A 26,469-nucleotide genomic window follows, 5' to 3' on the forward strand; every position below is an offset into this window, starting at 1 on the left:
CAGGAGCGTTCATGTCCTCCCTTCGTCCCCCGCTCGCCGGTCTGGCCGAGGCGGCTGGGGGTGATGCCGCGCTGCGGACGGTGGCCGATCTGGTCGGCAAGTCCGGGGTGGAACTGGTGGCCCCCTCGGCGGTGCGCGCGTTCGTCGCGAGCACCGTGGCCGCCCAGCGTCCGCTGGTCGTCGTCACGGCGACCGGCCGCGAGGCCGACGACCTGACCGTCGAGCTGGCCGAGATGCTCGGCGACTCGGTGGCGATGTTCCCGTCCTGGGAGACGCTGCCGCACGAACGTCTCTCACCCGGACCCGACACGGTCGGGCGCAGGCTCGAGGTGCTGCGCAGGCTCGCCCACCCCGACGACCCGGTGTACCCGGAACCGCTGCGTGTGGTGGTCACCACGGTGCGGTCGCTGATGCAGCCGATGACGGCGGGCCTCGGCGATATCGAGCCCATCGTGTTGCGCGTCGGCGAGGACCACGACTTCGACGCCCTGCTCGCGCGCCTGGTCGAATTCGCCTACACCCGGGTCGACATGGTCGGCAAGCGTGGCGAGTTCGCGGTGCGCGGCGGCATTCTCGACCTGTTCCCGCCCACCGCCGATCATCCTGTGCGCGTGGAGTTCTGGGGCGACGAGGTGACCGAGCTCCGCCCGTTCGCCGTCGCCGATCAGCGCTCCATCGACGATCTGAGCGTCGAGGTGGTCGTGGCCCAGCCGTGCCGCGAACTGCTGCTCACCGAGCCGGTGCGCGAACGCGCCGCCGCGGTCGCGGTCGACAATGCCGCCGACGCCGCGCTCGTCGAAATGCTCGACAAGATCGCCGAGGGCATCCCGGTCGACGGCATGGAGGCGCTGCTTCCCGTCCTGGCGCCCGGCAAGCTGAGCCTGCTCACCGAGGCTCTGCCCGAGGGCACCCACCTGCTGCTGTGCGACCCGGAGAAGATCCGTACCCGCGCGGCCGATCTGGTGCGCACCGGCGAGGAATTCCTCGAGGCTTCCTGGACGGCGGCTTCCTTCGGCAGCGACGCCCCGCTCGGCGCGCACGGTCTCGACCTGGCCGCCTCCGGTTACCGTTCGCTGCCCGAATTGCACGGCAGCGCAGACGAACTCGGGCTGCCGTGGTGGACGTTGAGCCCGCTCAGTTCCGGCGATCCGGTCGAGGTGAACCTGCCGGTGCTGGCGGGCCCGACCGCGCGTGGGTCGGAGGATCTGGTCGCGACCATCTTCGCCTTGCTGCGCGCGCACGTGGCGACCGGTGGGCGTGCCGTCGTGGTGGTCACCGGGCACGGCACCGCCCAGCGTGTGCTGGAACGGCTCGGTGAGGCCGAGGTGCCCGCCGCACTCCTTCCGGCGGGGGCGGTTCCGGAGCCGGGCGTGGTCGGTGTGCTGTGCGGTTCGCTGCACGACGGGCTGATCTTCGACGACGCGGGCCTGGTCGTGGTCGCCGAATCCGATCTCACCGGCAACCGCGTCACCGCGCCCAGCGAGGGCAAGCGGCTGCCCGCCAAGCGCCGCAACCAGGTCGACCCGCTGGCCCTGTCGGCGGGCGACATGGTGGTCCACGACCAGCACGGCATCGGCCGCTTCGTCGAGATGATCGAACGCACCGTCGGCGGTGCGCGCCGCGAATACCTCGTGATCGAGTACGCGCCGAGCAAGCGCGGCCAGCCCGGCGACCGGTTGTTCGTGCCGATGGAATCCCTCGATCAGCTCTCCCGCTACGTCGGCGGCGAGCTACCCAGCCTGTCCAAGCTGGGCGGTTCGGACTGGGCGAACACCAAACGCAAGGCGCGCAAGGCCGTTCGCGAGATCGCCGGTGAACTGGTGCAGCTCTACGCCGCCCGGCAGGCCGCGCCGGGACACGCCTTCGGTCCGGACACCCCGTGGCAGCAGGAGATGGAAGACGCGTTCGCGTTCACCGAGACCGTCGACCAGATGACCGCCATCACCGATGTGAAGGCCGATATGGAGAAGCCCGTCCCGATGGACCGCGTGGTCTGCGGCGACGTCGGCTACGGCAAGACCGAGATCGCGGTGCGCGCGGCGTTCAAGGCGGTGCAGGACGGCAAGCAGGTGGTGGTGCTCGTCCCCACCACGCTGCTGGCCCAGCAGCACCTGCAGACCTTCACCGAGCGGGTGGCGGGCTTCCCGGTGACAGTGAGGGGCCTCTCGCGCTTCACCGACGCGTCCGACTCCAAGGAGATCCTGGCCGGGATGGCCGACGGATCGGTCGACATCGTGGTCGGCACCCACCGGCTGCTGCAGACCGGGGTTCGCTGGAAGGACCTCGGCCTGGTGATCGTCGACGAGGAGCAGCGCTTCGGTGTGGAACACAAGGAGCACATCAAGGCGCTGCGTACCCACGTCGACGTGCTCACCATGTCGGCCACCCCGATTCCGCGCACCCTGGAGATGAGCCTGGCCGGCATCCGCGAGATGTCGACCATCCTCACCCCGCCCGAGGAACGTCATCCGGTGCTCACCTACGTGGGCGCCTACAACGACAAGCAGGTCACCGCCGCCATCCGCCGCGAGCTGATGCGCGACGGTCAGGTGTTCTACGTGCACAACCGGGTGTCCTCGATCGACAAGGCCGCCAAGAAGATTCGTGATCTGGTGCCCGAGGCGCGGGTGGTCGTGGCGCACGGGCAGATGAACGAGGATCAGCTCGAGCGCACCGTGCAGGGTTTCTGGGAGCGCGAATACGACGTGCTGGTGTGCACGACGATCATCGAGACCGGTCTCGACATCTCCAATGCCAATACCCTGATCGTGGAACGCGCCGACTCCCTCGGCCTTTCGCAGCTGCACCAGTTGCGCGGCCGGGTCGGTCGTTCGCGTGAGCGCGGGTACGCCTACTTCCTTTACCCGCCGGAGAAGCCGCTCACCGAGACCGCCTACGACCGGTTGGCGACCATCGCCCAGAACTCCGATCTCGGCGCCGGTATGGCGGTGGCGATGAAGGACCTCGAGATCCGTGGCGCGGGCAACGTGCTCGGTGCCGAACAGTCCGGTCACGTGGCGGGCGTCGGTTTCGATCTGTACGTGCGGCTGGTCGGTGAGGCGGTGGAGGCCTACCGGGCCGCGGCCGACGGCAAACCGATCGTCACCGAGGAGATCAAGGAGGTGCGGATCGACCTGCCGGTCGACGCGCACATCCCGCCCGACTACATCGCCAGCGACCGGCTGCGGCTCGAGGCATACCGCAAACTCGCCTCCGCGCAGGACGATTCGGCCCTGGCCGCTGTCGTCGAGGAGCTCGTCGACCGGTACGGGCCGGTGCCGGTGGAGGTCGGCAGATTGGTATCGGTGGCGAAGCTGCGGCTGCTGGCACGCGAGTACGAGGTGTCCGAGATCGTGGTCACCGGCTCGACATTGAAGATCGCCCCGCTGAACCTGCCCGACTCGAAACAGATGCGGCTCAAGCGGATCTACCCCAGCGCCACCTACCGGGCGGCCAGCGGAATGGTGCAGTTGCCGCTGCCGCGGGTCACCGACAGTGTCGGCGCCGACCGGGTCCGCGATGTCGCGGTGCTGCAATTCGTCGCCGACCTGCTGCTGGTGCTCGACGGCAAACCACAAGGGATGGTGGATCTTTCGGTGCCCGCCGAGGCGAGCGTATGAGCGAGGCTCAGGAGGCGGCCGATACCGCCGTCGTCGCGGCGGGCCTGGCCGACGCCGTGCGGGTGATGGACCGGCTGTGGCACTTCGGCGGCTGGGAAACCACCCAGACCCACGATTCGCTGCGCCCCTACCTGCTCGAGGAAACCTACGAACTGCTCGACGCCATCGGCTCCGGCGACTACGAGACCATCAAGGAGGAACTCGGCGACCTGCTGCTGCAGGTGCTGTTCCACTCCCGAATCGCCGAAGCCGCAGGCGAATTCACCGTCGACGATGTCGCGGCGGCACTGGTCGGCAAGCTCGTCCACCGCAGTCCGCACCTGATCGAGGCCGACCTGCCGCCCGGCATCTCGGTGGCCGAGAAGATCGCCGCGCAGGAAAAGGCCTGGGAGGAGCGCAAATCCGCCGAGAAGGCCCGCCGCTCCTGCCTCGACGGCATCGCCATGGCCCAGCCCGCGCTCGCGCTCGCCGAAAAGGTTCGGTCCCGCAGCGCCCGCGCCGGCCTGCCCGACGACCTGGTCCCCGCCGCCCTGCGCACGGTGGAGTTGGGTGGCCCGGACTCCGCCGAGGAACGCCTGCGCAAGGCCACTCTCGATTTCGCCTCGGCCATCCGTGCGGCCGAGGACGCGGCGGAATCGGCGCGCGGGGAGCGGTTACCGCTGACGGCCGAGGACTGGCGCGCCCACTGGCCGCGCTGACCACGCGCGACACCGCGAGCTCGGTTCCGGTCGAACCCGAGTGCGGTACGCAGCTACTCGACGGCTAACGATCTTGGTCGGGTGAATGCCCGGCGATCGCTGCCGAGACGTTAGCGGCAAGTGGCACAGCGCTTTAGACTCGGTGGCGAGCTCGCTGTTCGCGGCGGGCTGGGGTGTCCGACGATCGTCGAGGTGAGGTAGATGGCAACAGAAGTCGATCCGGTAGAACACGGCGAGTTGACAGATCATCCCGAACTCGACGTGTTGCCGGTGTGGCCACAGGAAACCATCGCGGTACTGGTCACCACCGATCCCGCCCCGCACGCCATTCCGGTTTCCTGGCCGGTGCGCGCGGGCGACCGGCGCATCCTCATCAGCCTGCGCACCAATCGTGGGTCGCTCGCCCGGTTACGGGAGCGGCCCGAGGTGGCGTTGCTGATCCTGGGTGGCGGCAATGTGGCGTTGTCGGCCCGTGGCCGGGCGACGGTGATCGCCGAGCAGATGCCCGAGGCCGAGGACTACGCCGCCGTACGGATCGACGTCGATGTGATCGACGACCACCGTCAGTCGGCCTTCGCGGTGGACCGGGGTATCCAGCGAACGGTTCTCGACGACACCGAGCTGCGCGCCCTGGAGGGCCGGGTCGAGACCTTGCGCACCTGGGCCGAGCAGCAGCACTGAACACGATCAGGACAGAAGGGTTTTCATGAGCGTCTCACTCGCCAAGGGCGGCAATGTCTCGCTGTCGAAGCAGACCGACAACCTCACCAAGGTCGCGGTCGGTCTCGGCTGGGACGTGCGGACCACCACCGGCGCCGACCACGATCTCGATGCCAGTGCGTTGGCGACCGGGGCCAACCTGAAGGTGCTGTCGGACCAGCATTTCGTGTTCTACAACAACCTGCGTTCGCCCGAGGGGACCATCGAGCACACCGGTGACAACCTGACCGGTGAGGGCGACGGTGACGACGAGGTGATCAATGTCGACCTGGCCGCCACGCCGCCGTCGATCACGAACATCTTCTTTCCCGTGTCGATCCACGACGCCCAGGCGCGGGGGCAGTCCTTCGGACAGATCCGCAATGCCTACATCCGGGTGACCGATGCGAACACCGGTGTCGAGCTGGCTCGCTACGACCTGTCCGAGGACGCGTCGACCGAGACCGCGATGGTTTTCGGTGAGCTGTACCGGCACAACAACGAGTGGAAGTTCCGCGCTATCGGCCAGGGATACGCGTCCGGTCTCGCGGGGATCGCCCGCGATTACGGCGTCAACATCTGACGAACCGCACGACGAGCGGGCGGCGGTCCTGGTGACCGCCGCCCGTCATCCTGCCTGGGTCGCGGGAATGCGCGGGAGCGGAGTCGTACTCGCCTGGTCGAGCAGGCTGAAGTACTTGCGGAGCATGAGCGCTGCCGTCGTGGCCAGGCCTGCCGTGAGGCCCCACCAGACGCCCGCCGCCCCGAGATGTAGCGGGAACGCGAACAGCAGGGCGGCCGGGATGCCGACACCCCAGTAACCGACGAGCGAGAGCCGGAAGCCCGCGGAGGTTTCCTTGAGCCCGCGCAGCAGGCCCGTCCCGATGTTCTGGGCGGCGTCGAAGAACTGCAGAACGATGCCGATGAGCAACAGCGTGTGGGCGATGTCGACGGTCGCGGTGTCGGAGGTGTCGAGGAACGGCGCGAGCACCACGTCGGGCGCAAGGACGTAGACCGCCCCCGTGACGATGGCGAGCACGCCCGCATGGCGCAGGGCGAGCCAGGCCAGCGACTTGGCGTGGCTGTACTCGTCGCGGCCCACGGCATGGCTGACCAGGATCGACGCACCGTGCGACAGGCCGATCGCGACCTGGAAGACGATGTAGATGATCTGGTACACGACATTGTGCGCGGCCAGGGCGGCCGGGCCGAAACTGCCCATCACCAGTGCGAGCACCGAGAACATGCCCGCCTCGGAACCGTAGGTCAGGGCGATGGGTGTGCCGAGGCGAAGTTCCTCGCGCACGGTCGCCCAGCGCACCGGCCACGGGGTCCGCGGCAGGGTGGCGCCGAGCTGTTCGTCGCGGCGCACCATCGCCCAGAACACCCCGAAGGTGATCAGGAAGACCAGCGAGGTGGCGATGCCGACGCCGGTCAGACCGGAGGCGGGGATGCCCGCCCAGCCGTGGATGAAGGCGAGCGCGAGCACCAGGTTCAGCACGACCGAACCGAGCGTCACCATCAGCAAGGCCTGGGGACGCTGCATGCCCACGGTGTACTGGCGCAACACCTGGAACCACAGGCACGGCAGCAGGCCGGGTGCCAGCGCGATCATCATCGGCCGGGCCAGGTCGAGAACGGCGGTGTCCTGCCCGAGCCACGACAGGGCCCAGCCGAGACCGATCAGCACCGCACCACCGAGCAGGCCGGCGATGGTGGCGATGACGAACGCCGCCCGGACCACCGCGCGCACTTCGTCGTCGGCCGACTCGCCGCGTTTGCCCGCCGCGCCGAGAGCACCGGCGATCTGATTTCCGGTGCCGGTGATCAGGCCGACGCACATGGTGCGGATCTGGTTGAACAACACCAGCGCCAGGCCGCCCGCCGCGACCTGCGCGACACCGAGCGTGCCCATCAGCACGAGATTGGTGGTGGACACCGCGATCTGGGCCAGCTGGGTCAACGCGATCGGCGTCGCCAGCTTGGCCAGTGCGCTGGTGTCGGTGTTCTTGCCGGTCACCAGCGCTCCCCGGTCTCCGTTTCGCGCGCGATCGCGCTCACCTGACCTCCATCAGTTCGTCGTGGCGCCGCAGCGGTGAATACCGGCGCAGCAGTGTGGTGACCTCGCATTCGGCGGCCGGGTCGAGCAGCTCGCGCGCGCTCATCCAGTCGTCGTCGAACACGGTGTCCAAGTACTTCTCGCCACCGTCGCACACGATGGTGACCACGGTGGAACCGGCCGGGAATTCCTCGAGCCGGGCCAGAGCATTGTGCACCGAACCGCCCGCGGAACCACCGATCAGCAGACCGTGTGTCCTGGCGACGGCGCGGGCGGTGGCGAACGCGTCGACATCGCTCACCTTCACTCCCTCGTCGAGCAGGCTGTAGTCGACCGCGGTGCCGATGGTCGCGCCCGGCGGGGTGCCGGTGCCCGACTGCCAGTACGGGCCGCCCTCGCCGCCGAAGGCGATGGACCCGACCGGCTCCACCCCGATCACCTTCGGTACGCAGCCGAGTTCACGTAGGCGGGTGGCGGTGCCGAACAGCGACCCGCCGGTACCGACCGCCGACAGCAGGATGTCGACCCGCTCCACCTCGGCCAGCAATTCCTCGGCGACCGCGTAGTAGCCGACGGCGTTGGCGTCGTTGTTGTGCTGTTCGGTGAAGAAGGCGTCGTCGCGGGCAGCGGCCATCGCCTCGGCGAGGTCCTCCCGTGCCGAGGTGGCCAGTTCGTCGTCACCGTCGTCGGCGACGAACACCAGGTCGGTGCCCATGGCCTTCATCGCGCGCAGTTTGTCCTTACAGGCGTGGTTGTCGACCACGGCGGTGAACCGATAGCCACGTTCGGCCGCGACCACCGCCAAGCCGAGCCCGGTATTGCCGGACGTAGATTCGATGATATGCCCGCCATCGCGCAGCAAACCGCGCCGCTCGGCATCGTCGACCATCGAGCGGGCCATGCGGATCTTGGCGGCACCGGTGGGATTGAACTGTTCGAGCTTGAGCAGCAGGCGGGTGCCGCTGTCGGTGACGGCCAGCTCGAACAGGGGAGTGCGGCCGATCAGATCCGTCACGCGCGTGACGAGAGCCATGGGGTTTCCTCCATCGGAAGGGGGTCAGCGGGAAGTGTCGTCGAGGGTCCAGCGCAGCCGGTCGGCGCGCTCACGCAGCACGACCTTGGGTGGCAGGGGGAGTTCGTGGAACGGTGACTCGTTGGAATCCATCTGATACCCGGCGGTGTTCGGGTAGATCAGCAGGTCGCCGACGCGAGCTCGGCGGGGCAGCGGGATGCGCCGCCTGCTGAGCAGATCGGATTCCAGGCAGGTTGTCGCGCCCACGCAGGTGGGGGTCGTGGTACCGGGTCGCTGCGGCCACAGCACCGGGTCGGGCAGGTATTCGCTGGCGAACCACTGTTCGGACAGGCTCAGGCTGGTGCCGTCGACGGTGAGGATGTCGTACGGGTGACCCTGTGTCGTACGGGTTTTCACGCCTTGCACGCGGAAGACCGAACTGCCCGCGCGATCGAGCAGAGCACGTCCCGGCTCGACAGCAACGCGTATGCCGTTGTCACGCAAGCTTTTCGCGAGGCCGTTGTGCGCAAGGACGGCGCCGAGCATGTCTGCACCCGGTGACGGGAAATGATAGGGGTAGTAGTCCTCCGTCGGCGCGCTGCCGTGAAACCAGTTGTCGGTGAGTGTTTCCCGGAAGCGCGACCATGAATCGGCATCGAGGTAGTCCACGCCGAAGCCGCCGCCGATCGAGATGAGGTCGGCGGGATGGCCCTCGGATCGTGCCCTCAGACAGTGGTCGACCAGGGCCGTGGCTTGTTCGGCGCGGGCGGTGGCGTCGTAACCCGACAGATGGAAGCTGAAGCCGGACAAGCTGATCGGCCCGCCCGGGGTAATTGCTCCGATCGTCTGCGTGAGTTCCTGAGGATCCAGACCGAACCGGCTCGTCGATCCCTCCGGCAGCACACGAAGCACGATCCGGGCAGACAGGCCGAGCGCGGCGAGCCGGTCGAGTTCGTCGACGGCATCGATGGCGATGAGCGCGCCATGACGCGCGGCCAGCCACAGCAGATCGTCGGACTTGGCGGGCCCGGTGACCATCAGATCCTCGCCGCGCACGCCCTGCGCCAGTGCCGCCACGAGCTCGCCGGTACTCGCCACATCCACTCCGGCCCCGGATTCCGCGCACGCACGGACCACACAGGCCGCCTTGTTCGCCTTCTTCCCGAAGTAGACGAACCCGTCGACCCCCGCGTCGGTGAACGCCGACTGGAAAGCCTCGACGTTCACCGCGACCCGCTCCGGAAACAGCACGTGGAACGGTCCACCGACCGCTTCGGCGATGTCGCCGATCAGCAGTGGATCATCGAGCAGACGTTGCTCCACCGCATCGATGTAGGCGGGCATCGGCGGTGCGCAATGGGGCAGGCCATCGACTGTGCCCGAACGGAATTCGTCGGCTACCTGGGCCGAGTCGACGCCGGCTAGTCCCACAGCGGCACCTCCGTACCCCGCCCCTCGGCGATCGCGCGCGCCGCCAGCGCATGGGCGACCGCGATATCGGTGAGCACCAGCCCGCTGTTGTAGACGAAGATCTTCTCGTCGTCGGAGCGACGGGCCGTGGCCGCGCGGGTGAGGATCTGGGGGAGTTCGGCGTCGACCGAGCGCAGCGTGCCGTCGGGGCCTGCCATGTCGGTGCCGGTCAGCGCCATCTGTGCGGCACTGGTCGCCACCACCCGGTCTGCGTCGACCAGCGTCGACGGTGCCAGCCCGTATCCCACGAGCACCGCGACGGAACCCGGTGCCAGATGGGAGGATTCGAGCGCGACCTCCGTGCCGGGACCGGCCGTCGCCAGCACCACGTCGGCGGTGGGTGCCGCTGCGTACGGATCGTCCACCTGTTCCAGCACCGCGTGCGGCACCTCGGCGGCCAGCTGCGCGTGCACCGCCGCCAAGCCCTCGGCGTGCGTGCCGTACACCATCAGCTTGCGTAGCTGCGGATTCGCCGCGAGCAGGTGTGGCAGCGCGTTGCGCCCCTGCGTTCCGGTACCGATGAGCAACGCGCTCTCGGCACCACGGCGGACCGTCTCGCGCACCAGCAGTGCCGACACCGCCGGAGTGCGCAACGCGCCCACCCGGGCACAGTCCATCATTGCGATGGGGGCGCCGGTGGTGTCGTCGTAGAGGGTGATGGTGGTGTAGTACCGCTTGGTGCTGCGGTCGTGACCCGGGTCGAACTTGTAGGAGGTCTTCATCGCCACCACGCGGCGGCGACCGTCGCGGCCGAGCATCGCGTACGACACCGACGAGCCACCCGGATCGGCGACGCTCAACTTGCGCGGGTTGTCGGATTCGCCCGCGGCGAAGGCGAGATAGGCCTCCTCGACGGCCCGTACCACCTCGGCGGGCGTGATCGGCACATCGGCCAGATCGCTGCGCGAGAGCACTCGGAGCCCGACGCTGCGGTCACGGTTGTTCAACGGATCCTCGTTCATCTGCACTGTCCTGCCCTGCCGTCCGATCGGTGCGCGCCCGATACGGCGCGATCACCTCTTGCCCGTACCCATTCTCGGACGCTTCCTCGCTCCGCCGACGACGTTCCGGCAGGCGGATATTGACGCGCTTGAGCCACCGATCGGTGCCGTCGTAGCGGGCGCGGAACGGCACCCGGCCGTGCACGGCCACATCGTTGTCGACGAGCAGGAGCTCGCCGGGAGCCAGCGCCGGAGCGTGACAGACACGCGTGAGTTCGGCGGTGAGCCGGGCGTAGGCGGCGCGGAACGCCGGGTCGGCGTCGTCGAGCGGGGTATAGGCGGGGTCGTATCTGATGGTGTCGCAACCGTTTTCGTCCACCCAGACGGTAGGCAGCGGTGGCGCGAACGATCCGAAGTCGGTGCCGTAGGAGACATCGGGCAGGATCGGCACCGTCGGGGTGGCCAGGATGCGGCGGTCCTCGTCGCTGAGTTCCACCTCGCGGATCGAGGACACGGTGGTAGCCACCCGATCCGGATTGCGCACGCACGCCAGCATCAGCAGATTGGCGCGTTCGGCATGGAAGGCGTCCTCGGAGTGCGGGCTCAGCAGCGTCGCGCTGCTCGCGCCGGACTGTTCGTGCTCGTGTCCGACGGCGGGCACGATGTTGTTGACCAGCCGCCCGTTCTGCTGACCGAGCCAGCCGAACAGGTCGCCCGCGCACCGGGCGAGCAGCAGCAGGATGATGTCGAGTTCGAGCGAGCCGTGATGGGTCGGGTCGCCCGCCGACACGGCCGCGCTCTGCCAATCCGCAGGCGTCGGGCCGAATTCGGCGTCGCTCACCGGCAGGCCGCGCACCACGGTCGCACCCGCCGCGGTGGCGGGTGGGCGAACGGCGTGTCGCACGGATGCCGGGAGTTCGCCGGCGCGGCGATCTATCTCGGCCAGCAGGGCGGCGTCGTGCAGGGTCTCTGTGTGCGGTGGGTCACTCAGTTGATGTCGGATGTCGGCGGCGAGGCGGCGAACGGCCTTGGCGGCGTCCGGCTCGAACTCGCGGTACTCGATGTCGTGCAGGTGAATCGTTTTACGTTCGGAGAGAACGCTTTTCACCGGCCTTCCCTTCTTCGCATCGGTCGAACGCGGGTGGTGGAGACTCGATGAGCGAAGGTAGTGCCTGGCAATGGATTAGGCAAGACTTACCTAACATGCTCTCATGGCAAATAGCTTATGGGTATGAGCCTGATTTCTACCCGAAGTCGCTGGCAGTCGCCGAATCGGGGGCCGTGGGCGGCGTGGCGGAACGGACTCGGTCGAAAGGAAGACCACCACCGGGCTACTGTTTTAGGCTAGCCTCGCCTAGTTTGCGGCGCCCGGTGAAGGGGTCCGGCGCCCGCCGCTCGAGGAGGAACACCATGGGTTTCACACGCAGGCAGTTGCTGCAATCCGGCATCGGTCTCACCGCAGTGCTGCTGGCCGCGGCGTGCACCAGCGGTGAGGAGTCGAACGGAACCGTCAAGCCGGGCGGCACGCTGCGCGTCGGCGCGCTCGGTACCGCCGCGCGCAGTGAACGCGATCCGCACGCCAATCTCAGCAACGAGAGCGACTTCCTGATCGCCTCCCTCGTCTACGACGCGCTGACCGTCCCCGGCGACAACCCGAATGTCGTGCCGCGCCTGGCCGCACGCTGGGAGGCCGACGCCGAGAACCGCCGCTGGACCTTCACCATCGCCGAGGGCGCCAAGTTCCACAACGGCGCGCCGGTCACCGCCGATGACGTGGTGTGGTCGATGCGGCGGCTGCGGTCGGTGGGCGGGGCGTCGAAGATGCCGGTCGCCGAGAACGACATCGTCGCCGACGGACCGAACCGCGTGGTGTTCACCGTGCCCGCACCCAATACCCAACTGCCGCTGCTGCTTCGGCTGATGACCTTCACCGTCCCGCAGGGCACCACCGACTTCGCCGCCGGCGTCGGCTCCGGTCCGTTCCGGCTCGAGTCCTACCAGAACGGCAACGCCCGCCTGGTGCGCAACGAGAACTGGCACGGCACCCCGCCGTCGCTGGACGCCATCGAGGTGACCATGTTCGACAGCGTCACCGCGCTCGGCAACGCGGTGCTCGGTGGGCAGATCGACCTGGCCTCCAATGTCGGTGCCATCGCGGGCCGCACCGCCGCGGGTCGTGGTGATCTGCAGGTGATCCGTCGCCCGGACGACACCATGCTCGGTGTCGCGATGCGCGCCGCCGACGGGCCGTTCGCCGACGCGCGGGTGCGCACCGCGTTGCGGCTGGGCGTGGACCGGGAGGCGCTGGTCAACCAGGTGCACTCCGGGTTCGGCACGGTCGCCGCCGATGTGCTCGGCACCGCCGACCCGCTCTACGACACCTCGCTGCGCCGCAGCCGCGATATCGAGCGCGCGAAAACCCTGCTGCGCGAAGCGAATTTCGACACCGGGCGCAGCTACCCGTTCGTCACCAAGGCCGAGGTGCCCGGTGAGGTCGAGTCGGCGAAGGTGATCGCCACCCAGCTCGCCGAGATCGGTGTCCGCCTCGACGTGCAGGTGGCCGAGTCGGGCGCGTTCTACGACCAGACCTGGTTGAACGCCCCGCTCTACACCGTGTCCTGGGGTACCAACGATTCGGTGCTGTTCCTGGCCGACAAGCTGATGACCTCGGGCTCGAACCGCAACGAAACCGCCTTCCGCGACCCCGAATTCGATGCGGCCAACGCCAAGGCGCTCGCCACGACGGGCGACGAATACGGCCGTGCCGTGCGTGAGTTGCAGCGCATCGAGTTCGAGCGCGGCGGCTACCTGGTGTGGGGCATGGCCGACGGTGTCGACATCGCCGCCGCGTCCGTGCGCGGGCTGCCGACCCTCGGCGGTTTCGCCCGCGTCCAGCTGGAACGTGCCTGGTTGGCGTGAGTGCCGTGAAAGCGTTCGCCCTGCCCGCGCTGCGCCGGGTCGTGCTGCTGGTGACGCTGCTGGCCATCGTGTTCGTCGCGGTGGACCTGCTGCCGGGCAGCGCGGCCCGCTCGGTGCTGGGCAGGGAGGCCGGTGCGGCCGAGCTCGCGGCCAAGGAACACGAGCTCGGTCTGGACCGCGCACTGCCGGTGCAGTTCTGGCACTGGATCACCGGTGTGCTGACCGGTGACTTCGGCCGGACCGCACGCGGTAACTCGATCGGGGACATGCTCGCCGACAAGTTCCCGCAGACGCTGCTGCTCGGCGGGATCGCCCTGCTGCTCACGGTGGTGTGCTCGCTGGCTCTCGGCTGCTGGTGGGCGATGCGGCCGAAGGCCTTCGGTTCGCGAATCCTGCAGCCGACCACGACCATTGCCGTCGCCGTTCCCGAATTCGTCTGCGGCACCGTGCTGATCCTGGTGTTCTCCCTGGCCACCGGCTGGCTGCCCGCCGTGACGATCACCGATCGCTCCGGATTCCCGGCGGGACCCGAGATGCTGGTGCTTCCGGTGCTGGCGCTGGCGATTCCCCAGATCGGCTGGAACACGCGGGTGGTGCGGTCTGCGCTCCTCGATGTCGCCGCCGCTCCGCATGTGGAAAGTGCTGTGCTGGACGGTCTTCCGCGCCGCGTCATCCTGCTCCGGCATATGCTGCCCTTCGCCGCTCCCACGATCGTCGCCGGGTATGCGACCTCCGTCGGCATGCTCTTCGGTGGCGCCTTGGTCGTCGAAACCCTCTTCAACTATCCCGGTGTCGGCGCCGTCCTCGCGGGCTCGGTGGCCGACCGCGACACCGCGACCGTCGCCGCCGTGGTCGCCCTCACCGCCATCGTCATCATGCTGCTGCTCGCCACCGCCGACCTCGTCCGAACCTGGTCCACCCGGGGGGCCCGATGATCGGCACTCGAGATCACTACGCGCCGGCGGCTTCTCGGTCGTCGCTCACACCCGAGCGTGGTGAACGTGCGTCCATGTCCTGCGGGGTAGGTCGGGAGAGCGTGCGGTGCACGAGCCGGAGTTTCGGGAAGTCCGCGGAGGTGGCGTGATGGGTGCGGAAAGGTGGGGGCGCGACCGGAGTGCGTCGCGCACGGTGGGGGGCCTGGGGAGAACTGTTCGTTCGTGGCGGTGGGGTACCGGCCTCGGGGTCGGGCTGGTGGTGTTGTGTGCGCTGGCCGGGCCGTTGTTCGCGCCGCACGGGGCGGAAGAGGCGGTGGGGATTCCGTTCGCGGGGCCGGGTGGGGACGCGGTGCTCGGCACCGATCGGCTCGGGCGCGATGTGTTCAGTCACCTGCTGACCGGGGGGACGCAGCTGCTCGTGGTCTCGGCGGTGATCGCGGTGGCGGTGACCGTGTTGTCGGCGGTGCTCGGGGCGGTCGCCGCGGTGCGGCCGCGGGCGGGTTCGGTGATCGAACTCGCGGGTGACCTCGTCATTCTCCTGCCTGCCGTGCTCGGCATCCTGCTCGTGCTCACCGCCTGGCCGGAGGGTGGGGTAGCGGCGTTGATCGTGGTGTCGCTGGTGTTCGGTGTGCCCTACTGTGCACGGATCTTCGCCGCCTCGGCCGCGAGCATCGCCGCCACCGGCTATGTCGAAGCAGCCGTCGCCAGCGGAGAATCACTGCCCTACTTGGTGTTCCGGGAGATCCTGCCCAACCTCCGCTCGGTCTTCACCACCCAGCTCGGCCTGCGTTTCGTCGTGGCGATCTACCTGGTGAGTACCGTCTCCTTCCTCGGTGTGCCCGCGGTCGGGGCCGACAACTGGGCGATCATGGTCCGCGACAACGCCTCCGGCATCCTCCTCAACCCCTGGGCGGTGCTGGCCCCCAGCGCCGCCATCGCGATCGTCGCCGTGGGGGTGAACCTGGTGGTCACCGCCGGGTCCGCGCGTGATGGTGCCCGACGCCGACGGGCTGGAGCCACTGACTACGTCCCCGATCGAGGTGCGATGGTCGGCGCGGGTAGCCGCGGTGACGTGCAGCTTTCCGGTTTCGGCGGGCAGCGCGATCAAGCGGGCAACCCCGCTGGGATGCCAGATGAGACAGCATCGCCCACTGACGTAGAGCAGGCGGTGATGGACGGACTCGTGTCCAGCGGGCGGCGGAATGGACACCCCGCGGCGGTCGACGCCGGGGATGCGGCGGTGGTGGATGGGCTGACGGTGGTGAGCGCTGCGGGGGCGGTGTTGTTGGCGCCGTTGTCCTTCCGGCTGAAGGCGGGATCCGTGACGGCGCTGACCGGGGCGTCCGGGGCGGGCAAGTCGACGGCGATGCGGGCGCTGCTGGGGCACGTGCCCGCCGGGATGCGGTGTGCGGGCACGGTTCTGGTGGCCGGACACGACGTCTTCGGGCTCGATCCCCGTGCGCTGCGGACTTTCCGGCGCGAGCGGATCGCCTACGTCGGCCAGGATCCCGGGTCCGAGCTGAACCCTCTCCTGCGCGTTAGTGCGCTCCTCGCCGAAGCCGCACCCACCAGTTCCGAGGCCGAGCGACAAGCGATGCTCGATCGCGTCGGGCTGGACGAGACGTTCCTGCGGCGCCGCGTCGGTCGCCTGTCCGGTGGCCAGCAACGCCGGGTGGCCCTGGCCCGCGCACTCCTCCGCCGTCCGATCGTCCTCGTCCTCGACGAACCCCTCGCCGGTCTGCACGGCGCCTTGCGCACCGAAATAGCGCGGCTCATAGCCGATCTCGCCGTCACCGACGCCACCGCCGTCCTGCTATCCGGCCACGACACCACCACCGTCCATGCCATCGCCGACACGGTGATCGAAGTCCATCCACCCAGCGCCGTACCGCGATCCCGCCGGGTGGGCTCGGCGCCGATCGGGCACGATGAGAAGGCAACGCCGTACAGCCGCCCACGAGGTGACACGTCGACGGGTGACGGCGCCACGGTTGCAGCTGTTCAGCGCACAGCCGGTCGCCGCACCGCTGAGCCCGAGGACGACCGGGCCGCTGGGTCAGCTGACCAGGCGCCGCGCGGCGAGATCCCGGTTGCCGAGGGTTTCGCCGGACCTGCGAGTCCCGCGACCGACGGGCGGGAATCGCCGGGAATCGCGCTGTCCGCCAAGGGAATCACCGCCGCCGCCGACAACCACCGGATTCTCGGTGAGATCGATCTGGAAGTGCGCGAGGGGGCGGCATTGGCGGTGGTCGGACCTTCGGGGGCAGGCAAGACCACGTTGGCGCGGGTGATCGCCGGCTTGCAGATCGGGGTCGCGGGCGTTGTCGAAGCAGGCGCGGTGCGGGCGCCGGTCGGGAAACGGCGACGGATCAAGCCGAGGGCCAAGGGTATTCAGTTGGTCACGCAGAACCCGTTGGCAGCGTTGAATCCTCGCCGAACCGTCGAACAGACCCTGGCCCGGCCACTGCGGCGGATCGCCCGCGTGCCGAAACCGGATGTGCGCAAGCGGGTCGACGCCCTGCTCGCCGATGTGGATCTGCCTGACGACCTCGCGAGCAGGCGACCACACGAACTGTCGGGCGGACAACGTCAGCGCGTCGCCCTGGCGCGAGCTCTCGCCGCCGATCCGGCCGTCCTGATCTGCGACGAGATCACCACTGCCCTCGACCAGCACACGGCCGCGGGCGTCATGACCCTGCTCGACCGCCTGCGCGCCGAGCACGGCACCGCCGTCCTGTTGATCAGCCACGACATGGCACTGGTCGCCAGGCACTGCACCGACCTGCTGGTCCTCGACCACGGCGAGGTCGTCGAAAGAGGCGATCCCGCAATCGTTCTCGCGGCGCCGGTGCATCGGGCCACCGCGGAGCTGCTGGTGTAACGGCGCAGCGATACGAGCCGATCTCATCGGGTTGTCCCCCAAGCGTTTTCAAGGAGACGAACCCCGATGATCCACCCCGCCCCTCCGCATGAGGGCGCTGTGCCGCCGAGCCTGCCACCGTCGACCGACATTCCGGTGGTGCGGCCGTGGACGGAATCGTCTCCGTATCCGGCGCCGGAACCGAGCCGACCGCGTCGCAAACCCCCGGCGATGTTCGCGATCGTCGCCATCGTCGTCTTACTCACTGCCGCCGGAGCAGTCACGGGCTACTTCCTCACCCGGCCCGAGGAACCACGCATGGCCGTCGGAGATTGCCTGAGCCGGGACGAACTGCCCGTCGAATACGCCTGCGCCGACGACCTCGCCGTATACCGGGTGCTCGCCAGGGAACCGATGCAGCACCCGTTCGCCATGGCTTGCATGAAATTCGAGCAGGCGACCCGCGCGGTAGCCGACCCGAGCCCCACCGACGGCGAAACCGTGCTGTGCCTCGAACCGACCGAGAAGAACATGACCGACGCGGGCGGCCTTCGCCCCGGCGACTGCATCGATGTACGCAAGTCCGGCGGCGAAATCGAACGCAGCACATGCGGATTCACCGGCGGGCCCCATGTTGTGATCGCCACCGAACTGCACGTCAAGGTCCCGGTCACCGATCGGGCCTGCGAATCCCACCCGGAAACCCGCGAAGCCTATGCCCAGTCGTCCCTGGGTGGCCGTGCCGTGGTGATCTGCACGAAACCCGCCGAGGACTCCGACTCGATGGCGGGAGCCTTTGTGGGCGAATGCGCTTCGAACGTGTCGATGAAGACGATCGCGTGCGCGCACCGGTCCGCCACGCACCGGGTGCTCTCGGTGCGGACCCAGTACACCGAACCGGCCGACCCGAAATGTGAGGAGATCACCAACGCCAATGCGGCATCGGTCTCGCTCAACGACAACACCGACCTGCGCGTCGTCGTCTGCCTGGGGCCGATCGATCAGAACCACCTCGGGTACGCCCGGCCCGGCGACTGCGTGACCGGTTACGCGGGCACCGCAGGCCTACCGAGACTCGTGAGCTGTGACGACAGCAGTGCCGACGGCCGCGTCACGTCCGTGTACGACGAAGCGAACATCGGTTGTTCGGCCGGCGAGGCGCGAATGTCACGCGAGGCGGGCGTATCCCACGGCTCGACCATCTGCCTCGTCGCGACCTGAGAACTCTGAGAAGTCACTGTGAGATGTGCATGGCGGCGCGCTGATCTGGATGATTGATTGAGTGTCTGTGCAGAAAGCCGGCGTCATCGTCGCCGTGGCGGTGGCCGCGTTGCTCACGGGGTGCAGTTCGCTCGCGTCGATTCCCGGTGACATGCCGCCGGGCCCCGGGGTGGCCTTACCCGTCATCGATATCGATGCGCCGGGTCGCGCCGCCACGCAGTTACGCGGCTGGGCCGACGAGCAGTCCGACGCGCTCGGCATCGCACCGGTGGCCCTCGAGGCCTACGGCTACGCCGCCGCCGTGCTCGCCAGGTCGGCGCCCGAGTGCGGCATCGCCTGGACGACCATCGCGGGCATCGCCAGCGTGGAGAGTGGGCACGGCACCCACCGGGGCGCCGACGTGGACGCCGACGGAACCGTTCGCCCGCCGATCATCGGTGTCGCCCTCGACGGAACCAAGGGCAATGCCGTCATCCGTGACACCGACGGCGGCCGCCTCGACGGCGACACCACCTACGACCGGGCGGTCGGCCCGCTGCAGTTCATCCCCGAGACATGGCAGCGCTGGGCCGTCGACGCCAACGGTGACGGCGTGCTCGACCCGCAGAACATCGACGACGCCGCCCTCACCGCCGCCCGCTACCTCTGCACCCGCGGCGGCAACCTGACCTCGGCCGACGGCTGGCAGCGTGCCTTGTTCGCCTACAACCAGTCGAACAAGTACATGCTGGTCGTGCGGGATCGGGCCGCCGCCTACAGCATCGGGCGCCGCGCCTAGTGGCCACCTGCCCGGAGTGCCGGTTACTGCCTGCCACCGCGAGACGATAGGCTCGGCTGCGCACGGACCATCCCGTGAGACCTACCGTGCCTTTCCGTCGTAAGGAGTCGTTTTCGTGGCCATCATCGAACAGGTCGGAGCTCGCGAGATTCTGGATTCGCGCGGCAATCCCACTGTCGAGGTCGAGATCGCCCTCGACGACGGCACCCTGACCAGGGCAGACGTGCCGTCCGGCGCGTCCACCGGTGAGCACGAGGCCGTTGAGCTGCGCGACGGTGGCGACCGCTACAACGGCAAGGGCGTCACCAAGGCCGTCGAGGGTGTCCTCGACGAGATCGCGCCCGCCATCATCGGCCTCGACGCCGTCGAGCAGCGCACCGTCGACCAGGTCCTGCTGGATCTGGACGGCACTCCCGACAAGTCCCGCCTCGGCGCGAACGCCCTGCTCGGTGTGTCGCTGGCCGTGGCCCGCGGTGCTGCCGAGTCCTCGGGCCTCGAGCTGTTCCGCTACCTGGGCGGTCCGAACGCCCACGTGCTGCCCGTGCCGATGATGAACATCCTCAACGGTGGCGCGCACGCCGACACCGGTGTGGACGTGCAGGAATTCATGGTCGCCCCGATCGGCGCGCCCACCTTCCGCGAGGCGCTGCGCTGGGGCACCGAGGTGTACCACTCGCTCAAGGCCGTGCTCAAGGAGAAGGGCCTGTCCACCGGCCTGGGTGACGAGGGTGGCTTCGCCCCCGACGTCGCGGGCACCAAGGAAGCGCTCGACCTGATCAGCCTGGCCATTCAGAAGGCGGGCTACAAGCTCGGCACCGATGTCGCGCTCGCGCTCGACGTGGCCGCCACCGAGTTCTACACCCCCGGTGAGGGTTACAAGTTCGAGGGCAAGGTCCGCTCGGCCGAGGAGATGGGTCAGTTCTACGAGGAGCTGCTCACCCAGTACCCGCTGGTCTCCATCGAGGACCCGCTGTCGGAGGACGACTGGGACGGCTGGGTCGCGCTCACCGACGCCATCGGCGACAAGGTGCAGCTCGTCGGTGACGACCTGTTCGTCACCAACCCGGAGCGCCTGGAAGAGGGCATCGCCAAGGGCGCGGCCAACGCGCTGCTGGTGAAGGTCAACCAGATCGGCACCCTCACCGAGACCCTCGACGCGGTCGACCTGGCCCACCGCAACGGCTACAAGACCATGATGTCGCACCGTTCGGGCGAGACCGAGGACACCACCATCGCCGACCTCGCGGTCGCCGTCGGCTCCGGCCAGATCAAGACCGGCGCCCCCGCGCGTTCGGAGCGGGTCGCCAAGTACAACCAGCTGCTGCGCATCGAGGACGCCCTCGGTGATTCGGCACGCTACGCCGGCGACGTGGCCTTCCCGCGTTTCACCGGCGAGTTCTGAACAAGAAGTACCGCGGGACCTGGAGATGATGGGGTAGAGCGCCAATGACCGAGCGACGTGCGCGGGGGACCAGTCCGGGTGGACGAGGCGACCGGCGCACGTCGCGGGCCGCGCGCTCACGCCCCAGTCCGCTCGACACACCCGGCCGTCCGACCGCCGCCAAACGCACCACCCGGCGGCGGCCGGAAACGGCCACCCGCAAGCCGAGCGGCAAGCTGGAACGCACCGAGCACACGATCCTCGGGCTCTCCACCGGCAAGGCGGTGATCCTGGCCGCCGTGCTGTGCGGGCTGGCGCTCACCCTGGCCGTGCCGACGCGCACGTACTTCAGTCAGCGTGCCGAGGCGGCCGCGCTTGCCGAGGAACGCGCCGAACTCGACGCCGACCTGGCCGCCCTGCGCGATCGTCGTGCGCAGCAACAGGATCCGGCCTACATCCGCACCGAGGCCCGCGAACGGCTGCGGCTGGTGATGCCGGGCGAAACCCCCTACATCGTGCAGGTGCCCGGTATCGAGGCGCCCGCACCGCCGCCGATGAGTACCCGAACAGCGGAGCCCGACCCCTGGTACACCGACCTGTGGCGCAGCATCTCCGAACCAGCACCGGAAGGACCGTAGGTGACCGCACCGAACGAGCGCGACCTCGAAATCATCGCTCGGCAACTGGGCCGCGAGCCGCGCGGAGTCCTCGCGATCGCCTACCGCACCCCGGACGGTCTGCCCGCCGTGGTGAAGACCGCGCCGCGCCTGCCCGACGGCACCCCGTTCCCCACGCTGTACTACCTCACCGACCCCCGCTTGACCGCTGAGGCGAGCAGGCAGGAATCGGCCGGGGTGATGCGCGAGATGACCGAACGTCTCGCCCACGATCCCGAACTGGCCGCGGCCTACCGGGCCGCGCACGAGAGCTACCTGGCCGAGCGCAACGAGATCGAGTCGCTCGGAACGGATTTCACCGGCGGCGGCATGCCCGACCGGGTCAAGTGCCTGCACGTGCTGATCGCGCATTCCCTGGCCAAGGGGCCGGGCGTGAACCCGCTCGGTGACGAGTCCGTGGCCCTGGCCGCCGACGCCGGGCTGCGCGGGACCGCCGTTCCCGCCGACTGGCCCGCTGCCCGCAAGTCCGAAGAACAGGCATAATCGCGGGACAGCAGCTGGTCGAGACCTGGAGGAACACTCATGAGTGAGCGCATCGCCGCAGTGGATTGCGGAACCAACTCGATCCGTCTGCTGATCTCCGAAGTCGGCGCCGACAATGTGCTCACCGATGTGCACCGCGAGATGCGCATCGTGCGACTCGGCCAGGGTGTCGACGCCACCGGGCGGCTCGCCCCCGAGGCGATCGAACGGACCCGCGCCGCGCTGGCCGATTACGTCGATGTGATGCTGGCGCAAGGTGTTTCGCGCGTGCGGATGGTGGCCACCTCGGCCACCCGCGACGCCGCCAACCGGGACGACTTCTTCTCCATGACCCGCACCGAGCTGGGCCGTGTGGTCGAGGGTGCTGTTGCCGAAGTCATCACCGGTGACGAAGAAGCCCGCCTGTCCTTCGCCGGTGCGGTCGGTGAATTGTCGGCCGATGCCGGACCTTTCGTCGTGGTCGACCTCGGTGGTGGCTCCACCGAACTCGTCGTCGGCGACGAAAAGGGTGTGCAGGCCGCCTATTCCGCCGATATCGGCTGTGTGCGCATCACCGAACGCTGCCTGCCCGGCAACCCACCTACAGCCGAACAGGTTGCGGCGGCAAAGGAATTCGCGCAGGAGAAGCTCGACGAGGCGTTCGCGAAGGTCCCGGTCGACAAGGTGCACACCTGGGTCGGTGTCGCGGGCACCATGACCACCATCACCGCCGTCGCCCTCGACCTTCCCGAATACGACTCGGAGCGTGTGCATCTGACCCGCCTGAGCCTCGACGAGGTGCACCAGGTGTGTGACCGCCTGGTCGCCATGGACCACGACGAGCGCGCCGCCCTCGGGCCCATGCACCCCGGCCGCGTCGACGTCATCGGCGGCGGCGCGGTGATCACCGAGGTGCTGGCCGACGAGCTCGCCGCGCGAGCGGGCGTCACCGAACTCGTCGTCAGCGAACACGACATCCTCGACGGCATCGCCATGTCGATCCTGCGCTAGGCGCGAGCCGGCTCAGCGGATGGTGACCACCCGGCTGTGGTGTCCGGTGGCACCGTCCGGGAAGGGCGGGACCCGCTCGTCGGTCTGGACCGAGCCGGTGGCGTCGGTGGCCCGTACCCGCAGGGAGTGGGTGCCGGGTGAGGCGTCCCAGCGCCAGGTCCACTGCCGCCAGGTGTCGATCGAGTAGGCCTCGGCCAGGGTGGCCTGCTGCCAGGCGCCGTCGTCGACCTGCACTTCGACCGCGCGGATACCGCGGCCCTGCGCCCAGGCCACGCCCGCGACGACGACCAGGCCCGCGGGCAGGGTCGCGAACGCCGCGGGGACGTCGATCCGGGAGGCGGTCTTGATCGGCGCCGTCGGCGCCCATCCGCGACGGGTCCAGTAGGCCTCGGCGCGATCGAAGCGGGTCACCTCGAGGTCGACGACCCACTTGGTCGCCGAGACGTAGCCGTAGAGGCCGGGCACGATCATGCGGGCCGGATAACCGTGCGCCACCGGGAGGGCCTCACCGTTCATGGCCACCGCGAGCAGGGCATCCTGGTTGCCGGTGAGGGCGGCCAGCGGGGTGCTCGCGGTGAAACCGTCGATACTGCGCGACAGCACCATATCGGCGTCGCGGGAAGGACCGGCCTCGGCCAGCAGGTCGGCCAGCCGGTACCCGGTCCAGCGGGCCGTGCCGAGCAGGTCACCACCGACCTCGTTGGAGACGCAGGTGAGCGTGATGACAGATTCGACGGCGTCGCGGGCCAGCAGTTCGTCGTAGTCCAGGCGGATCTCGCGCTCGACCATGCCGTGGATGCGCAGGCGCCACTCGTCGCGGGTCAGCGAGGGCAGTTGCAGGGCGGTGTCGACGCGGTAGAACTCGTCGGCGTCGGTGACGAACGGGGTGATCCCCTGAACGGGCAGATCCATTTCCGCCGATACCGGTGGTGCCGGTTTCGCGACGCGGGGCAGCAGGAATGCGGCGCGGTCGGCGGCGATATCGCGCAATCGGGTGGCGAGGTAGCGTCCGGCCACGCCTGCCGCGGCGACGCCCGCGGTGACTCCGGCCAGAGCCAGCATGAAACCACGCCGGCTCGGTCCGACGGTGGGTTCCGGCTCCGGCTCGGAGAAGCTCACGAACAACACGGTCAGCGCGGCCACACCGGCCAGGGTTCCGGCGAGCGCGGGCATCACGAACAAGAAGGTGGCATTCGGGCGCCGCAGCGCCAGGACGGCGACGATCAGGCCGAGCACGGTGAGCGCGCCCGCCGCGAGGGCGAAGCGGCGCCGGGCGAGCTCACCGAGCAGACTCGCGGTCACCACCATCACCGCAGCCATCGAGATCGCCAGCGCCAGTTTGTCGTTGGCACCGAACCAGCGGATCGCGCTGTCCTTCAACCACTTCGGCGTGTTGTCGACGACCGTGGCGCCGAGCACGAAGAACGGCGAAGCGGCGGGAGCGACGAGCACCGCGACGAGATGACCGACCGCCAAGACGGTGGCCGCGGCCGCCGTCGCGGCTGCGGCGGCCGCGAGATGCCCCAGCCTGCGGGGTGCGCGGTGAATCATGCTGACCTCCTGAACATGTGGCTGCCCGATCAGCCGACTTTCACCCCGGCGAGGACCGGTGGTGTGGGTGTCGGCGATCCGCCGGCCGGTTCGATCGTCACGGCCAGGGTGTCCGCCGCCTGGACCGAGGTCACGATCATGGGTTGTCCGGCCAGCACCGCCACCGATTCCGGTTGCCCGGCGGGCGGTACCCGCCACAGCTGATAGGCCCGATCCGCGGGCAGGACGGGCAGATCGTGGAAGGCCACCGCCGCCGCACCGAGCTCCTTCGACAGGTGCACTGTCATCTCGCCGCCACCGGAGACCGGGGCCGAACTTTCCCGGCTGTCGGGCTGGTCGAGTACCTGTTGTGCGGTGACCGTGCCGGGTGTGTTGTTCGTTCGGTCGACCACGACCGTGATTCCCACCGCCGCACCGGCGACCACCACGGCTGCCGCCGCGGCCGCGAGCCACCGGAGAGGTCGCCGCGAAACCGACTGTGGCCGAACGAAATCACGCCGATCCAGCGCTTCCATCAAGGCCGTCTCGAGCCGGGCGGGCGGTGCGACCACGTCCATGCCGGTCAACGCCGCGAGGGTCTCCTGGATGCGCCGGACATTCGCGTGGAACTCGGCCGTCATCGCCGGGCCCGCCGCCTGTAGCCGCTCATCGATATCGGCGCGTTCCCGATCGTCGAGTGCGTCCAACGCGTAGGGATAGGCCTCGTCGAACCATGACCAGGGTGTCCGCCGATCTGTCTCGTTCATCGGGAAGTCCCTCCGGTCAAACAATTCTCGAGCCTTTTCAAACCGTCCCGGATCCGGCTCTTCACCGTCGGCAACGGCACCGCCAGGGTCTCGGAGACCTCGACATAGGTGCGGCCGCTGTAATAGGCGAGCGCGACCGCTTCGCGCTGCAGTGCGGTCATCGTTTCCAGGCAATCCAGCACCGACTGCTCGTCGAGCCGCTGGGCGACCTCCTCGGACACGACGTCGTGATCGCGGCCGAGATGGCAGTGACCGAATACGATGTCGCGGCTGGTGGCCGACTGCTCGGCGCGCACCCGGTCGACCGCGCGCCGATGGGTGAGCATCATCAACCAGCCGATCGGGCTCGCCCTGTCCGGGTCGTAGTCCGCGGCCAACGACCAGACCTGGAGGAACACTTCCTGCGCGATCTCCTCCGCGAGGGCATGACTGCGCACCACCCGCAGCGCGAGCCCGAAGACCCGCGGGCTGGTTGTCCGATAGAACTCGGTGAACGCGGGTCTGCTACCTGCGGCGACGTCGACCAGCAGGGTCACCAGCCGGGCCTGCACCGCCCGGTCCGCCCCACGATCCGGGGGACAGGTGGGCGGGTCGGTCGGCACCGATCGCAGGCGGATCGGCGAGGATCCCGGGCCATTCGTCATCGTCGGGCCCCTGTTTCCATGCGCATGGGAGGGATTTCGGCTCACCCGGGCCGCCGGATGGGTGTCGTACCGAAATTCTTCTCCCGAGCGTACGGTCCGCGCCAGTGCCCGGGCGTTCACGACGGCGGCATGAGGACGGTGTCGATCATGTAGACGGTGGCGTTGGCGGTCTGCACGCCGCCGCACAGCACCTTCGCGTCGTTGACGGTCAGGTTGTCGCCCGACCCGCTCACCCGCACATCCGCGCCCTGCACGGTCGCGTGCGTACCGGGGATCTGCTGGGGCTCGATCCGGCCGGGGACCACGTGGTAGGTGAGGATGGTTGTCAGGGTGGCCGAGTCGGTCTTCAACGACTCGACGGTGGCGGGATCGATCTTTCCGAACGCCGAGTCGACCGGTGCGAATACGGTGAACTGTCCGCCGTTGAGGGTGTCGACCAGGTTGACATCCGGGTTGAGCTTGCCCGAGACCGCCGACACGAGGGTGGTCAACATCGGATTGTTCGACGCTGCCACGGCCACCGGGTCCTGCGCCATGCCCGCCACCGAGCCGGGGCCGGAGGGCACCTGGGCCGCGTACTCCGCGCATCCGGGTCCGACCGGACCCGAGGCTGCCGGGGTGCCCATCGCCGAGGACGTGGCCGCCGTGGTACTCGCGGCCGTCGCCGTGTCGGCCTCGTCGTCTTGTGAACAAGCCGTCACACCGACTACCGAACCGAGCAGCAGGGCCGCCATCAGGGAATTACGTACAGATCGCATGGTCTTCCATCACTTCCGTCGAGGCGG

General features: G+C 69.0%; 22 protein-coding genes. 13 read left to right on the forward strand and 9 right to left on the reverse strand.

Annotated elements, in window-relative coordinates:
- Window positions 1–11 precede the first annotated feature (11 nt).
- The 4 genes from mfd (at window position 12) to LDL21_RS02855 (ending at window position 5,600) form a co-directional block, all read left to right on the forward strand.
- On the forward strand, window positions 12–3,620 hold the full coding sequence (gene mfd, locus LDL21_RS02840) for a transcription-repair coupling factor (protein ID WP_225278686.1): 3,609 nt from the start codon (window positions 12–14) through the stop codon (window positions 3,618–3,620).
- The gene (locus LDL21_RS02845; protein WP_225278687.1) at window positions 3,617–4,318 is read left to right on the forward strand and encodes a nucleoside triphosphate pyrophosphohydrolase; all 702 of its coding nucleotides are present in this window, start codon (window positions 3,617–3,619) and stop codon (window positions 4,316–4,318) included. The genes mfd and LDL21_RS02845 overlap by 4 nt, the downstream gene beginning before the upstream one ends.
- 201 nt (window positions 4,319–4,519) lie before the next feature.
- Window positions 4,520–4,999 carry a pyridoxamine 5'-phosphate oxidase family protein gene (locus LDL21_RS02850; RefSeq protein WP_225278688.1) on the forward strand — a complete coding sequence of 160 codons (480 nt, stop codon included), beginning with the start codon at window positions 4,520–4,522 and terminating at the stop codon, window positions 4,997–4,999.
- 25 nt (window positions 5,000–5,024) lie between these two features.
- Window positions 5,025–5,600, forward strand: a complete 576-nt coding sequence (locus LDL21_RS02855) for a TerD family protein (protein ID WP_067485544.1) — start codon at window positions 5,025–5,027, stop codon at window positions 5,598–5,600.
- 45 nt (window positions 5,601–5,645) lie between these two features.
- On the opposite strand, the gene LDL21_RS02860 is transcribed toward LDL21_RS02855, so the two are convergent.
- The 5 genes from LDL21_RS02860 to LDL21_RS02880 form a co-directional block, all read right to left on the reverse strand.
- Window positions 5,646–7,037, reverse strand: coding sequence for an MATE family efflux transporter (locus LDL21_RS02860; protein ID WP_225278689.1), 1,392 nt, complete (start codon window positions 7,035–7,037; stop codon window positions 5,646–5,648).
- Between the two features lie 37 nt (window positions 7,038–7,074).
- Window positions 7,075–8,109, reverse strand: coding sequence for a PLP-dependent cysteine synthase family protein (locus LDL21_RS02865; protein WP_067485546.1), 1,035 nt, complete (start codon window positions 8,107–8,109; stop codon window positions 7,075–7,077).
- A gap of 24 nt (window positions 8,110–8,133) precedes the next feature.
- Complete coding sequence (locus LDL21_RS02870) at window positions 8,134–9,432, reverse strand: alanine racemase (protein ID WP_255674370.1); 1,299 nt, start codon at window positions 9,430–9,432, stop codon at window positions 8,134–8,136.
- Between the two features lie 77 nt (window positions 9,433–9,509).
- Complete coding sequence (locus tag LDL21_RS02875) at window positions 9,510–10,520, reverse strand: ornithine cyclodeaminase family protein (protein WP_174550305.1); 1,011 nt, start codon at window positions 10,518–10,520, stop codon at window positions 9,510–9,512.
- Window positions 10,492–11,607: a TauD/TfdA family dioxygenase gene (locus LDL21_RS02880; protein WP_225278691.1), complete on the reverse strand. Its 1,116-nt coding sequence runs from the start codon at window positions 11,605–11,607 to the stop codon at window positions 10,492–10,494. The genes LDL21_RS02875 and LDL21_RS02880 overlap by 29 nt, the downstream gene beginning before the upstream one ends.
- Window positions 11,608–11,909: 302 nt before the next feature.
- Here LDL21_RS02880 and LDL21_RS02885 point away from each other — a divergent pair, with 302 nt between their 5' ends.
- From LDL21_RS02885 to LDL21_RS02925, 9 genes are all read left to right on the forward strand, one after another.
- A complete protein-coding gene (locus tag LDL21_RS02885) occupies window positions 11,910–13,418 on the forward strand; it encodes an ABC transporter substrate-binding protein (protein ID WP_225278692.1) in 1,509 nt (502 codons plus the stop codon).
- Window positions 13,415–14,353: an ABC transporter permease gene (locus LDL21_RS02890; RefSeq protein WP_225278693.1), complete on the forward strand. Its 939-nt coding sequence runs from the start codon at window positions 13,415–13,417 to the stop codon at window positions 14,351–14,353. Before LDL21_RS02885 ends, LDL21_RS02890 begins: the two co-directional genes overlap by 4 nt.
- A 148-nt stretch (window positions 14,354–14,501) precedes the next feature.
- Window positions 14,502–17,234, forward strand: coding sequence for an ABC transporter ATP-binding protein/permease (locus LDL21_RS02895; RefSeq protein WP_225278694.1), 2,733 nt, complete (start codon window positions 14,502–14,504; stop codon window positions 17,232–17,234).
- Window positions 17,235–17,300: 66 nt separating this feature from the next.
- A complete protein-coding gene (locus LDL21_RS02900) occupies window positions 17,301–18,434 on the forward strand; it encodes a hypothetical protein (RefSeq protein ID WP_225278695.1) in 1,134 nt (377 codons plus the stop codon).
- 67 nt (window positions 18,435–18,501) lie between these two features.
- Complete coding sequence (locus LDL21_RS02905) at window positions 18,502–19,212, forward strand: lytic transglycosylase domain-containing protein (protein ID WP_067485552.1); 711 nt, start codon at window positions 18,502–18,504, stop codon at window positions 19,210–19,212.
- A gap of 115 nt (window positions 19,213–19,327) precedes the next feature.
- Window positions 19,328–20,614, forward strand: coding sequence for a phosphopyruvate hydratase (eno, locus tag LDL21_RS02910; protein WP_067485554.1), 1,287 nt, complete (start codon window positions 19,328–19,330; stop codon window positions 20,612–20,614).
- Between the two features lie 44 nt (window positions 20,615–20,658).
- Window positions 20,659–21,231 carry an FtsB family cell division protein gene (locus tag LDL21_RS02915; RefSeq protein WP_067485556.1) on the forward strand — a complete coding sequence of 191 codons (573 nt, stop codon included), beginning with the start codon at window positions 20,659–20,661 and terminating at the stop codon, window positions 21,229–21,231.
- Entirely contained in the window at window positions 21,232–21,753 is a 522-nt protein-coding gene (locus LDL21_RS02920) for a DUF501 domain-containing protein (protein ID WP_225278696.1), read from the forward strand.
- A gap of 39 nt (window positions 21,754–21,792) precedes the next feature.
- Window positions 21,793–22,743, forward strand: coding sequence for a Ppx/GppA phosphatase family protein (locus tag LDL21_RS02925; RefSeq protein ID WP_225278697.1), 951 nt, complete (start codon window positions 21,793–21,795; stop codon window positions 22,741–22,743).
- A gap of 12 nt (window positions 22,744–22,755) precedes the next feature.
- Here LDL21_RS02925 and LDL21_RS02930 read toward each other — a convergent pair whose 3' ends face one another.
- The 4 genes from LDL21_RS02930 to LDL21_RS02945 form a co-directional block, all read right to left on the reverse strand.
- Window positions 22,756–24,294, reverse strand: coding sequence for a molybdopterin-dependent oxidoreductase (locus LDL21_RS02930; protein ID WP_225278698.1), 1,539 nt, complete (start codon window positions 24,292–24,294; stop codon window positions 22,756–22,758).
- A 29-nt stretch (window positions 24,295–24,323) separates the two neighbouring features.
- Complete coding sequence (locus LDL21_RS02935) at window positions 24,324–25,040, reverse strand: anti-sigma factor (protein ID WP_225278699.1); 717 nt, start codon at window positions 25,038–25,040, stop codon at window positions 24,324–24,326.
- On the reverse strand, window positions 25,037–25,684 hold the full coding sequence (gene sigK, locus LDL21_RS02940; RefSeq protein ID WP_225278700.1) for an ECF RNA polymerase sigma factor SigK: 648 nt from the start codon (window positions 25,682–25,684) through the stop codon (window positions 25,037–25,039). Before sigK ends, LDL21_RS02935 begins: the two co-directional genes overlap by 4 nt.
- A gap of 116 nt (window positions 25,685–25,800) precedes the next feature.
- Entirely contained in the window at window positions 25,801–26,442 is a 642-nt protein-coding gene (locus LDL21_RS02945; RefSeq protein WP_372462128.1) for a fasciclin domain-containing protein, read from the reverse strand.
- Window positions 26,443–26,469: the final 27 nt, after the last annotated feature.

The sequence above is a fragment of the Nocardia rosealba genome, from assembly GCF_020216065.1.
GTDB classification, from domain to species: Bacteria; Actinomycetota; Actinomycetes; order Mycobacteriales; family Mycobacteriaceae; genus Nocardia; species Nocardia rosealba.